At 63.4% G+C, this 11,794-nt stretch carries 12 protein-coding genes; 2 read left to right on the top strand and 10 right to left on the bottom strand.

Going from position 1 to position 11,794, the window contains the following annotated elements; all coding sequences use genetic code 11:
• Positions 1-85: 85 nt before the first annotated feature.
• Positions 86-790 carry a YebC/PmpR family DNA-binding transcriptional regulator gene (locus PBDP_RS09920; RefSeq protein WP_003199952.1) on the top strand — a complete coding sequence of 235 codons (705 nt, stop codon included), beginning with the start codon at positions 86-88 and terminating at the stop codon, positions 788-790.
• Positions 791-980: 190 nt separating this feature from the next.
• Here PBDP_RS09920 and PBDP_RS09925 read toward each other — a convergent pair whose 3' ends face one another.
• The 8 genes from PBDP_RS09925 to PBDP_RS09960 form a co-directional block, all read right to left on the bottom strand.
• Positions 981-2,306 carry a leucine-rich repeat-containing protein kinase family protein gene (locus PBDP_RS09925; protein ID WP_212802164.1) on the bottom strand — a complete coding sequence of 442 codons (1,326 nt, stop codon included), beginning with the start codon at positions 2,304-2,306 and terminating at the stop codon, positions 981-983.
• A 144-nt stretch (positions 2,307-2,450) separates the two neighbouring features.
• Positions 2,451-3,512 carry an ABC transporter substrate-binding protein gene (locus PBDP_RS09930; RefSeq protein WP_116831905.1) on the bottom strand — a complete coding sequence of 354 codons (1,062 nt, stop codon included), beginning with the start codon at positions 3,510-3,512 and terminating at the stop codon, positions 2,451-2,453.
• Between the two features lie 18 nt (positions 3,513-3,530).
• Positions 3,531-4,646 (bottom strand): NAD(P)/FAD-dependent oxidoreductase, encoded by a 1,116-nt coding sequence (locus PBDP_RS09935; RefSeq protein WP_212802165.1) that lies wholly within the window; start codon positions 4,644-4,646, stop codon positions 3,531-3,533.
• Entirely contained in the window at positions 4,643-5,998 is a 1,356-nt protein-coding gene (locus PBDP_RS09940) for an FAD/NAD(P)-dependent oxidoreductase (protein ID WP_212802166.1), read from the bottom strand. The genes PBDP_RS09935 and PBDP_RS09940 overlap by 4 nt, the downstream gene beginning before the upstream one ends.
• A gap of 166 nt (positions 5,999-6,164) precedes the next feature.
• Entirely contained in the window at positions 6,165-6,455 is a 291-nt protein-coding gene (locus PBDP_RS09945; RefSeq protein WP_109751655.1) for a (2Fe-2S)-binding protein, read from the bottom strand.
• Positions 6,456-6,462: 7 nt separating this feature from the next.
• Positions 6,463-7,257, bottom strand: a complete 795-nt coding sequence (locus PBDP_RS09950; RefSeq protein WP_212802167.1) for an ABC transporter permease — start codon at positions 7,255-7,257, stop codon at positions 6,463-6,465.
• A 6-nt stretch (positions 7,258-7,263) separates the two neighbouring features.
• Positions 7,264-8,133 carry an ABC transporter permease gene (locus tag PBDP_RS09955; RefSeq protein ID WP_109751657.1) on the bottom strand — a complete coding sequence of 290 codons (870 nt, stop codon included), beginning with the start codon at positions 8,131-8,133 and terminating at the stop codon, positions 7,264-7,266.
• The gene (locus PBDP_RS09960; RefSeq protein WP_109751658.1) at positions 8,130-9,155 is read right to left on the bottom strand and encodes an ABC transporter ATP-binding protein; all 1,026 of its coding nucleotides are present in this window, start codon (positions 9,153-9,155) and stop codon (positions 8,130-8,132) included. Before PBDP_RS09960 ends, PBDP_RS09955 begins: the two co-directional genes overlap by 4 nt.
• 247 nt (positions 9,156-9,402) lie before the next feature.
• Between PBDP_RS09960 and PBDP_RS09965 the strand changes: the two genes are divergently transcribed.
• Entirely contained in the window at positions 9,403-10,239 is an 837-nt protein-coding gene (locus PBDP_RS09965) for an IclR family transcriptional regulator (protein ID WP_109751659.1), read from the top strand.
• A 135-nt stretch (positions 10,240-10,374) separates the two neighbouring features.
• Here PBDP_RS09965 and PBDP_RS09970 read toward each other — a convergent pair whose 3' ends face one another.
• Together PBDP_RS09970 and PBDP_RS09975 are read right to left on the bottom strand one after the other, a co-directional pair.
• Entirely contained in the window at positions 10,375-11,127 is a 753-nt protein-coding gene (locus tag PBDP_RS09970) for an anti-sigma factor family protein (protein WP_109751660.1), read from the bottom strand.
• Complete coding sequence (locus PBDP_RS09975; RefSeq protein ID WP_109751661.1) at positions 11,124-11,630, bottom strand: sigma-70 family RNA polymerase sigma factor; 507 nt, start codon at positions 11,628-11,630, stop codon at positions 11,124-11,126. The genes PBDP_RS09970 and PBDP_RS09975 overlap by 4 nt, the downstream gene beginning before the upstream one ends.
• Between the last annotated feature and the right edge of the window lie 164 nt (positions 11,631-11,794).

Below are 11,794 nucleotides of genomic sequence, written 5' to 3' on the forward strand. Positions count from 1 at the left end.
GTCGATCAGCCGGTTTAGGCCGTATAAACTTGCGCCACAGCGCCGGCCGGCAGATGTCTCGGCGCGTCAGACAAGAGAGTGAGTAATGGGCGCACAGTGGAAGGTTAAACACAAAGAAGCGGCTGCCAACGCCAAGGGCAAGATCTTCGGCAAACTGGTGAAGGAAATCACCATTGCCGCGCGCAACGGCGCTGATACCGCTACCAACGCGCACTTGCGCCTGGTGGTCGAACAAGCGAAGAAGGCCTCGATGCCCCGCGAGACCCTGGAGCGTGCGATCAAGAAAGGTTCTGGTCAGCTCGGTGAGACCGTGCAGTACCACCGCGTGACCTATGAAGGGTTCGCGCCGCACCAGGTGCCGCTGATCGTTGAATGCGTGACCGATAACATCAACCGTACCGTTGCCGAAATTCGCGTCGCGTTCCGCAAGGGCCAACTGGGCGCCTCGGGTTCGGTGGCGTGGGACTTCAACCATGTCGGCATGATTGAAGCCGCACCGGACAGCCCGGACGCCGATCCGGAAATGGCCGCCATCGAGGCCGGTGCCCAGGATTTCGAGCCGGGCGAAGAAGGCGCGACCTTGTTTCTCACCGACCCTGCCGACCTCGATGCCGTACAGAAGGCGTTGCCGGAGCAGGGCTTCACCGTGTTGTCGGCCAAACTGGGCTACCAGCCGAAAAACCCGGTCAGCGGCCTGACCGATGAGCAGATGGCTGAAGTCGAAGCTTTCCTCGAAGGCCTCGATAACCATGACGACGTGCAGGACATGTTTGTCGGGTTGGCCGGTTAAGCACTACACCCCCTGTGGCGAGGGAATTTATCCCTGGGTGCGGTTAACTCTGTGGGAGCAAGGCTTGCCCGCGATGAAGACGACGCGATCTCTGAGAAATCGAGGTGTCCGCATCGCGGGCAAGCCTTGCTCCCACAGATAAATCCCCTCACCACAATAGGCGGCGTGCCTGTTAGTTTGGGGGGCTGGTTTAGTCGATGTGTTTGAACTCGCTCAGCAACCTTTCAATCTCATCGAACTCTGGCCGCGCCAGCACATCCGGCTGACAGCAGCGCGCCTGCAGATCCTGCAGCGCTGCCAGGTCCACAGCACTGAGCCCCGGCTCGATCCGCGCCAGCAATTCCCCCAGCAGAATCCCGAAGGCTCGCACCTCGATGCGTTGCAGTGCGCGGGTTTGCCCGTTGTCCGTGGTGGTGTGGAAAGACGCCGCGCCAAAGTCTCCCAGCAGGCAATCGCCTTGGTCGTTGTACAGGATGTTGTGCCCGTACAGATCCCCATGGGTGATGCCCCGGCGGTGCAAGTGCGCGGCCACCGAGGCGATGCCGTGGGCGATGCGCAAGGCCGCCGGGGTGCTCAGGCGCAGTTCATCGGCATACACGTCGCGGCTGCACGAAGCCAGGCTCGGCAGCCCGGCGAGATTACGGTAGTTGGGCGCGATCAGCGCCATCACCAGTCCGGCCTGTTGCTCGGGATGCCCGTCAACCTGGCCCAGCACGTCAATCAGGTTCGGGTGTCGACCGGCAGTGATGCAGGCATGCATCTCATGCAGGGGCGAGCCGTCGCTGGTCATCTGGCCTTTGTACAGCTTCACTGCAACGTTTCGGGCAATTTGGCCGGGCGGCTGCCAGAGCGCCTGGTGAATCACTCCCGATGCGCCTTCGCCCAATTGTTGTTGCAAGCGCAACTGCGCCCAGTCGATGGGCGTCGTGGCAGCCAGGGCGGCCGCTTCGGCTTGGGCTTCCAGCGGATTGCCGGCGTAGGCCAACCAACTGAGGCTTGGCAGTTGCAGCAACCATTGCGGCAGTTCGGTCAATTGGTTGGCGGCGATGCGCAGCAGTTCGAGGTGATGACACTGGCCCAGGCTTGCAGGCAATTGCTGCAGACGGTTGCCGGCCAGCATCAGTTTTTGCAGGTGTGGGCGTTGGCCCAGTTCATCGGGTAATTGGCTGACGAGGTTGTCGGTCAGGATCAGCCAGCGCAGCAGCGGTGGCAGGGCGGCGCCAGTGACGCGCTCGATACGGTTGGCCTTGAAACCGACCATGGTCAACGCGCTGCAACGGCCCAGGCATTCGGGCAGTTCTGTGAAGCGGTTATCCGAACAGAACAGCACGCGCAGGTGGGGCAGCCGATGCAGGTCGTCGGGCAGCGTGTCCAACTGATTGCCGCTGAGGTTGAGTATTTCGAGGGAGTCGGCCAGGTCGAAGATTTCCCGGGGAAACTCTGTCAAGCCGCAGGCCAGGTCCAGTCGGGTGATGCCTGAGAGCTGGCCGGCGCGCAGTTGGGCGAGGGTGTGCATGGCGGGGTTCGCTGTTGATCAAGGGGCGGGCGCAAGGTCCGAAGCCAGACAGTTAACCAATAATCAGCCCAACACAAAACCCTGTGGCGAGGGGATTTATCTGTGGGAGCAACAGTGTTGCTCCCTTGGCCACAATCGATCGCCCTAGCGTTCGATACTGCGGTTCCACCGCGCGTTCCAGGCCGGGCGTTGTTCGTTGACCTGGTCCCAATCCACGGCAATCGCCGTTTCCAGGTATTGCTTCATCGCCTCCACCTGGCCGCGGGTCTTGTCGGTGGTCGGGGTATTGGGGTTGGAGGGGATCTGGTCGCCTTCTTCCAGGGCAATGGCCTGGGCTTCAGGTGTCAGCAGGAACGCGGCAAGCTTTTGCGCCAGTTCCGGCTGGGTGTTCTGGGCGATGGCGCATTCGGCGACGTTGAGCACCACGGCGCCTTCCTTCGGCTGGGCGTATTCGACCGGCATGCCCTTGAGTTTCAACGCGGTCACCTGGGTCGGCGTCAGCGGAAACAGGGCGGCTTCGTCGGTCTGCAGCATTTCGGATATCTTCGCCGAGCTGGGGATGTACTCCAGCACGTTGCGCCCCACCGTGTTTGGCCAGGCCTTGAAGCCCGGCTCGACATCGGTTTCGCTGCCGCCCTGGATCCGGTTGAACATCAGGAAACCGTGCAGGCCGAATGTGGAGGAGGCCATCGACTGGAACACCACTTTATCCTTGAAACGTGGATCGGCCAGGTCCATCCATGAGGTGGGCGTATTCCAGCCTTTTTCCTTGAACAGCCGCGTGTTGTAGGCCAGCCCCGTCACCCCGAGGCTGACGGCCACGGCCTGATCCTTGATGCGCCCCTTGGCCGGGATCTGCGCCAGGGTCGGGCTGTCCTCGAGTTTGTCGCACAGCCCCATGGCGATGGCGCGATACATGATGCCGTCATCCAGGAACATCACGTGCATCTGCGGGTTGCCTTTACTGGCCTGCACCTTCGCCAGGATATCGGCTGAGGTGCCCGGTACGATGACCACTTTGACGTTGTTGGCTTTTTCGAAAGCAGGCAAGACCTTGTCGGCATAAAGCCGCTCCATGGTTCCACCGTTCATGCCCAGGTAAAGCGTCGGCTCGGCCAACGCCTGGGTGACCGGGAGCAGGGCGCCCAGGCAAGCGGAGCCCAGCGAGCAGAAACCGAACAGTGCACTGCGTTTGACGTTATTCATTGGCGCGACCTTCCTCTATCAAGCAACGGAGATGGAGTGGAACCGGGTGATGGAAAACGCATCCAGCGGCGTGCTCGAAGCCCCGCTGCAGATGATCTCGGTGAGCGCCTGGCCCACCGCCGGGCCGATCTGGAAACCCGCGCCGGCAAAGCCGAACGCGTGCAACAGACCAGGCTGGGTGCTGCTGTGGCCGATCACCGGCTGGCGATCGGGCAGGTAACCTTCGGTGCCGCTCCAGGTACGAATCGCCTGGGCGCCCTCCAGGAATGGATAGAGCTCGACAGCCTGGCGCAGGATCTCGATCACCGCATTCTGGCCGGGACGGGCGCGAGCAGCGTCCAACGCAAAACCTTGGCCACCCCCCAGCACACAGTTGCCACGCGCGACCTGGCGGGCATAGATACCGCCCCCCTCGACGCCGGTGCTGGCGTCCATGACCAAGGGCAAGGGCTCGGTGACCAGCATCGCCGGGTGCCCTGCATGCATGGGCACCGCTTCGCCGAACTGCGCGGCGAACTGGCTGGCCCAGGCTCCGGCGCAGTTCAGCAGCCAGGGCGCGTGGAAGGTCAGACCTGTCGCGGTGTTTACGGCAAAGCGCTGGCCGTCGTGCACAACGTTACTGACGGTGCATTGTTCGTGGACTTGCGCGCCATGTCGGCGAGCGGCCTGGGCAAACGCTGGTGAGACCAGGCGCGGATTGGCATGGCCGTCATCCGGGCACAGCGATGCCCCGACCGCGACAGCACCGACCCACGGAAAGCGAGCCCGCAGTTCTTCTTGATCGAGCAACTGCAAATCCAGGCCAAAGCCCTGGCTGCTGGCGGCGTAGTCGCGCAACGCTTGCAGATCATCGGCACTGCGGGCCAGTTTGAGATGACCGCTGCGCTGGTACTCACCGTCGATGCCGATCAACTGGGGCAACTGGCTCCAGATTTCATGGGCTCGTTGCGACAAGGGCAGTTGCGACAATGGCCGGCCCTGGCGTCGCACACCGCCGTAGTTCACGCCACTGGAGTGCGAGCCACAGAAGTCGCGCTCCAGCAGCGCCACCCGGCGGCCGGCCTTGCTCAGGAACAACGCGGCCGAGGCGCCGATAATGCCACCGCCAATGATCACCACATCCACTTCGATCATGGCTCGACCTCCAGGCCGAACGGCACTGGCTTGACCGGCGCCTGGGCCCGCAAGCGGCCGATGTCGGAGAGGGGGAGGCCACTTTCGCGCGCAATGATTTCCGCTGCCGCGGCACCGCACATCCGGCCCTGGCAACGACCCATGCCGACCCGGCAATGCGCCTTGACCCGATTGATCTCCCAATGGCCTTCGCCCACCACCCGGCGGATGTCACCCGCGCGGACTTCTTCGCAGCGGCAAATCATCAGGTTATCGGCCGCATCGGCGGCCCAGCGTTCAGGAAAGGCAAACGCGCGCTCCAGGCCTTCCCGGAACCGACCGATGCGTTCAAGGGCTTGTTCCAGTTGCGTGCAACGTTGTGGGTCGGTGGAGTAGCCGCTGTCTTCGAGCAAGGCCAGGGCCGCCCGTTCACCGGCCATTTCAGCTGCGTCCGCGCCCATGATTGCGGCACCGTCACCGGCCAGGTAAATCCCCGGCACGCTGCTGCGCCCGGCGTGGTCCCGTCGTGGCAGCCAGGCGCGGTTGAGGGCATTCCAGGCAAACTCGCAACCCAACAGGTCGGCCAGTTGGGTTTCGCTGCGCAAGCCATGGGCGAACGCCACCGCGTCACAGTCGAGGGTGTGTTCGCCGCTTGCGTCGTGCCATTGCAGCGACTGCACCCGGCGTTCTCCATCGAGACGCGCCAGGCTCGCGCCTTGATGCACGGCGATGCCGCGGGCGGTTAGCCAGGCGCGGTAGTAGAGGCCCTTGGCGAGGGTGACCGGTTGTGCCAGCAAGCCGGGCAGGGCACGAACCTGGGCGCTAAAGGGCGAACTGTCGAGGACCGCGACCACCTTGGCGCCGGCCCGGGCGTATTGATAGGCCACCAGATACAACAACGGACCGCTGCCGGCGAACACCACCCGTTCACCAATGGCGCAACCCTGGAACTTCAGGGCGATCTGCGCCGCGCCCAGGCTGTACACCCCGGGCAGGGTCCACCCCGGTACAGGCAGGATCCGGTCGGTGGCGCCGGTGGCGACGATCACGCTGGCGTACTCGAGGCGCGCGGTGCGACCTTCATGCAAGGTATCGAGCAGGCCGGCCTCGGCGTTCCACACCAGGGTGTCGGGACGGTAATCGAGCTGTTCACGCAACGCGTCGAGGGTCTGGTGGATGGCGTTGGCCTTGGACGCTTCAAAGCCATAGAGCTTGGCTGGCGGGCGCTTGAAGTTGGCCGGTTGGCGCCGATAGATCTGCCCGCCACCGCGAGTGGCTTCGTCCAGCAGGACGGGGTATATGCCGTGGGCGACCAGGGTCTGTGCGGCACGGATACCGGCCGGGCCGGCGCCGATGATGGCGACGGGTTTCATGACCACCTCGTTGGCGATGCAGTGAGATTGGCGATATCTTTAAAGACGCCATCGCGAGCAAGCTCGCTCCCACATCGGATTTGCGGTGGCCGTGGATTTTGTGGACGGCACAAGTCCCCTGTGGGAGCGAGCCTGCTCGCGATGGGGGCATATTTGGCTACATTGTTCATACCTGGCGCCCCGGTTCGCGGATGATGTGCTGCCCGGCTTCGAGCAGGGTCGAGCAGGCGCGTACGCGGCGGCCATCACCCAGGCGCACCCAGCAGTCCTGGCAGGCACCCATCAGGCAGAAACCGGCCCGGGGTTCGGCGCTGAAGTCACTGCCGCGCAGGTGCTCGCTGCAGGTCAGCACGGCGGTCAACAGGGTGTCCCCCAGAAGGCCGGTGGCGGGCTGGCCGTCGAGGGTAAAGTCCAGGGCCGGGCGGTCGCCTTCGGCCAGTCGTTTCAGCAGTGCCATGACACCCTCATTGTTTGCCTACCAGGACTCGATCCAGGCCATAGACCCGGTCGAGCAGAATCATGGTCAGCGCGGTGAGCCCGATGACCAGCGCCGACACCGCCGCCATCATCGGGTCGATGGATTCGGTGGCGTATACGTACATGCGTACCGGCAGGGTTTGCGTGGCCGGCGAGGTGACGAAGATCGACAGCGTGACTTCATCGAAGCTGTTGATGAACGCCAGCAACCAGCCTCCGGCCACCCCCGGCAGGATCATCGGCAGGGTGATTTGCCGGAACAGCGTGAAGCGCCCAGCCCCCAACGATTGCGCGGCCTGCTCGGCGCTGCGGTCCAGGCCGATGGCCGAGGCCAGCACCAGGCGCAGCACGTACGGCGTGATCACCAGCACATGGGCGAAGATCAGCCAGGCAAAGCTGCCGCTCACGCCCATCAGCGCAAACAAACGCAGTAACGCCACCCCCAATACCAGGTGCGGAATGATGATCGGCGACAGGAACAGGCCATTGAAGAAATCCCGGCCCGGGAACTCGAGCCGGGTGATCGCCAGGGCCGCCGGCACTGCAATCAAGGTCGCCAGCGAGGCCGCGCAGAACGCCAGGATCAGGCTGTTGTAGAACGCGTCGACAAAGTCCGCGCGCTCGAACACGGCGCGAAACCAGCGCAGGGAGAACTCGGTGGTCGGCAGGCTCAAGGTGTTTTCCGGGGTGAAGGCGACGAGGCAGACCACCACCAGCGGCGCGAGCATGAAGATCACCACCAGGGCGTGGAACAGCAGTGCGAAAGGACCGTTTCTGGACATGACCCGTTACCCCAATGACTTCTTGTAGCGGCCTTCGATCATCCGGTTCCACGACAGCATGATCAGCAGGTTGAGCAACAGCAGGGCGACAGCAATGGCCGCACCCATGGGCCAGTTCAGTTCTGACAGGTACTGGTCGTAGATCAACGTGGCGACCATCTTCAAGCGCCGTCCGCCGAGCAGACCGGGGATGGCGAAGGAACTGGCGGCGAGGCCGAACACGATCAGCGTGCCGGAGAGCACGCCGGGCATGATCTGTGGCAGCACGACCTTGCGGATCACCGTGAACTGGCTGGCCCCCAGCGACAGCGCGGCCTGTTCGGCGGCCGGGTCGAGTTTCTGCAACGAGGTCCAGACTGGAATGATCATGAACGGCAACATCACGTGGACCAGGGCGATGACCACGGCGAACGGGGTATAGAGCAGCTTCATCGGTGCGCCACCGAAGGCTTGCAGAGCCTGGTTGACCAGGCCGTCGGCGCCGAGCAGCAGGCTCCAGCCGAAGGCTCGCACCACCACTGAAATCAGCAGCGGCGTGAGAATCAGGATCAGGAAAATCGAACGCCACGGTGCGCCCATGCGGCTGAGGATGTATGCCTCGGGCACACCGATCAGCACGCACAAGAGCGTGGTCAGGGCGCTGATCCAGAACGTGCGCAGGAATATCTCGTAGAAGTACGGGTCCCCCAGCAGGCTGGTGTAGTGGTCAAAGGTAAAGGCGTCGTTGTTGATGCCCGAACTGTAGTCGAAGACGTTGAATGACAGGACGAGCGTCAAGCCCAAGGGAATGACCAGCAGGCCCAGGTACAAGGCCAGGGCCGGCGCGGACATCAGGTAACCTTGCCGGCCACGGCGCATCGCATCGATCAGCTTCATGCCGGCACCTCGTCCGTGCTCAGCACCCGCAGCAGCGCCGGATCCCAGTCCAGGCCCACCGCCGTGCCTTCGACCAAGGGCGCGGAGCCGTCGTTGCGGCGTACCACGCAGAGTTCACCCAGGCTGGTGGTGACGCCGTACAGCCATTGGCTGCCGAGAAAGAAGCGGCTGACGAGGGTGCCTTGCAGGCGGCCCGAGCCCGAGGCAAGCAGATCGATTTTTTCCGGGCGCAGGCTCAGGGTCAGGTCAGCGTCGCTCCGGTTGCAGACTTGAACGACGCCCGCGCCATCGCGCAGGCCGGGCAGCAGGTTGGCCTTGCCGACGAAGCCGGAAATGAATTCGGTACGTGGGTGCTCGTAAAGGGTGTACGGCGCGTCGATCTGGGTGATACGCCCGGCCTGCATCACCACGACCCGGTCGCTGATCGACAGGGCTTCGGACTGATCATGGGTCACCATCAGGGTAGTGATTCCGACTTCGCGCTGGATGCGGCGGATTTCGTATTGCATCTCTTCGCGCAAGTTGGCGTCGAGGTTGGACAGCGGTTCGTCGAGCAACAGCACCGGCGGCTCGATCACCAAGGCTCGAGCCAGCGCCACGCGTTGACGCTGGCCGCCCGAGAGTTCCCGTGGGTAGCGTTCGGCGTGTTGGTCCAGGCGCACCAGCTTCAACACTCGATCCACGCGTTGTTGCAGCTCGGCATTGGCGACCTTGCGCATGCGCAGGCCGAAAGCGACGTTGTCCCTGACGGTCATGTGGGGGAATAGCGCGTAGCTCTGGAATACCACCCCCAGGCCACGGCTGGCGGGCTTGGCATGGGTGATGTCGCGGCCGTCCAGCAGGATGCGCCCGCTGCTGACTTCGACGAAGCCGGCGATCATTTGCAGGGTGGTGGTCTTGCCGCAGCCCGAAGGCCCCAGTAGCGAGACGAACTCGCCTTTTTCCACCGACAGGTTGGTGGCGACCACGGCGTCGATGTCGCCGTAACGTTTGCCAAGTCCTTTAAGTTGCACAAAAGCCATAGCTGCGCTCCACCTGGGATTGTTATGCGTCGCCGCAAGGGCGCGCTTTTTTGTATGGGCAGATACGAAAAGGTGCTGCTGGGGTGCGTTGGCGCTCGACCTTGAGTCGGCTGCCGCTGTTGTTCGAATCGCCCCTGTATGGACGCAGAGTAGGACGAAGAATAGGATGGGCTCAATGGACTATTTCACTGAAGAGAAGACTATTTTCAATTTCATTCAGTGAGTAAATTTAATAATGAGAAATAGCATGTTTAATTCCACTGAACGGAATAATGAAAAAGGCGAGGTGGGTGTCAGCGCGGTCTCCAGACTGTTTGCCGTGTTGCGCAGCCTGGGTGACACCGTCGAGGGCGGCGAGCGGGTGACGCAATTGGCCCAGCGCATCGGTTTGTCCCAACCCACCACCCATCGCTTGTTGCGCAGCCTGATGGACGAGGGCATGGTCGAGCAGGACGCTCGCAGCAAGCGCTATCGCCTGAGCCTGGAGTTCTTCGCCCTGGCCGCCCGCGCCGGTAACACCGGCAACCTGCGCGAACTGGTGCGCCCGGCCATGCTGCGGTTGTCGGCTTCCTTGGGAGACTCGCTATTTTTGCTCGCCCGCAGCGGTTTCGATGCCATCTGCCTGGACCGTAGCGAAGGGCCATTTCCGATCCGCACGTTCACCGGCGACATTGGGGGGCGCGTGGCGTTGGGCGTGGGGCAGGGCAGCCTGGCGATCCTGGCGTTCCTGCCGGAAGAAGAGCGCGACACGGTGATTCAATACAACCTGCCGCGGCTCAAGGATTTCCATTTGTACGATGAAGTCTTCCTGCGTTCGGAAGTGGAGAACGTGCGCACGCTGGGCTACGCCGGGCGCAACACTGGTGTATTGCAAGGCATGGCCGGGGTGGCCGTGCCGATCCTGGACCGTGACGGTCGGGCCGTGGCCGCCTTGAGCGTGGCGACGGTGAGCGATCGCCTGGGGCCTGATCGCCTGCCGACGGTGGTGGACATGCTCAAGCGTGAGGCGGCCCTGATCGGGCCGCGGATCAACCCGTTCGACCCATTGCTGCGCAGGCCTTCGCAGGTGTTTGGGCAGGGGTGAACCGACTCCTCTGAACTATCGCAGAACCCTTGTGGGAGCGAGCCTGCTCGCGATAGCGGTGGTCCAGTCAGTAATGTGCCGGCTGACACATCGCTATCGCGAGCAGGCTCGCTCCCACAGGGGCGGCGGCGGGGATCAGAAATTCAGGGTCTGCTTGAGCCGCTGCGCTGCCGGCATATCGCTGGGTATGACCATCGCATAGTTGTAGCCCGGGCCGGACCAGTACTCGGCTTGCAGCTCGCCGTCACGGCGGCTGCCACGAGGGAGCAGGAAGTTTTTCGGGCCCGGTGGGCGCACGTAGAAGCTGATCTTCTGACCGCTTTGGTCCTGGTAAACCACCATGGCCGCCGCCCCTTGCTCGGTGCTGAGCAAGCGCCCGCTGACCGGCTTGAAGCCCGCGCCCGACAGGTCGGGCAGTCGGTCGGCCTGGGTGAAGTAGCGGTCGAGCCAGCCTTGCATGCTCCGCTCGTCGCCCGTCTGGTAATCGGCTGGCAGGATACCTTGCTGGGCAATCAACCGGTACGCCTGCAGGGCATCGGCCATGGGGGCTGCGGCGCTGAGCAGGGTCATTTGCCGCGCTTGCCAGCCACCGAAGCCTCCCACGCTGACGGCCAGCAACAACATCGCGGCGCTGGCCAGGTGGCGGCGGGAGCGATGTTTCAGGTGCTGGCGAATCATCGCCGGGTCGAGGTCCGGGTTGGGCGGCTGCTGCAAGGTTCCACTCAGGGCCGTGCGCAGGTGCTGCGCGTCCTGTTGCCAGGCTCGGACCCGGGCGGCGACTTCAGGCTGGTTGGCCAGGTAGGCCTGCACCAGGCGCTGGTCGGCCTCGCTCAGTTGGCGATCGACGTAGGCGTGCAGGTCGCTGTCGCTGGGGGGGATGTTGATCATTTGAGTATCCGCAGGGCAGGGCGGGTGATTTCGCCGTCGCTGAGTTGGCGCAAGGCCTGGCGGGCGCGGGACAGGCGGGACATTACCGTGCCGGTCGGCACGCCGAGGATGTCGGCGACTTGCTGGTAACTCAAGCCTTCCACCGACACCCAGAGCAACAGGGCACGCTGTTCCGTCGTGAGCTGATCGAAGGCCTGCAGGGACGATTGTGCGATCACGCTACGCTCGGCCGAAGGATGGGCGTCATCGCGACCGGTGAAAAACTCCAGCATACGCGCGTACCGCCGGGAGCGGCGATGGCCGTCGAGAAACTGCCGATACAGAATCGAAAACAACCAGGCCCGCAGGTCGCCGTCCGGGCGCTTGTCGGTCCATTTGGACAACGCCCGTTCCAGGCACATCTGCACCAGGTCGTCGGCATTGCTCGGGTTGCGCGTCAGCGACACGGCAAAACGCCGTAGCCTGGGGATGAGTTCGCGCAACTGTTCGTCGAGTGCATTCATAGGGTGTGGCTTCTGTGGGCAGTCACTGCGCCGGGACTGGAAAGACGACCCACGAACGAGATTATTCCAGGGCAGGAAAAATAAATACGAGGCATGGGAATAAACCTGACGGTCCTTCGTCTGACGGGTCCATTTCCAACGAATGGCCTCGCGCCCTGGAGCTT

It is taken from the genome of Pseudomonas sp. St290 (assembly GCF_018325805.1).
Lineage (GTDB): Bacteria > Pseudomonadota > Gammaproteobacteria > Pseudomonadales > Pseudomonadaceae > Aquipseudomonas > Aquipseudomonas bijieensis.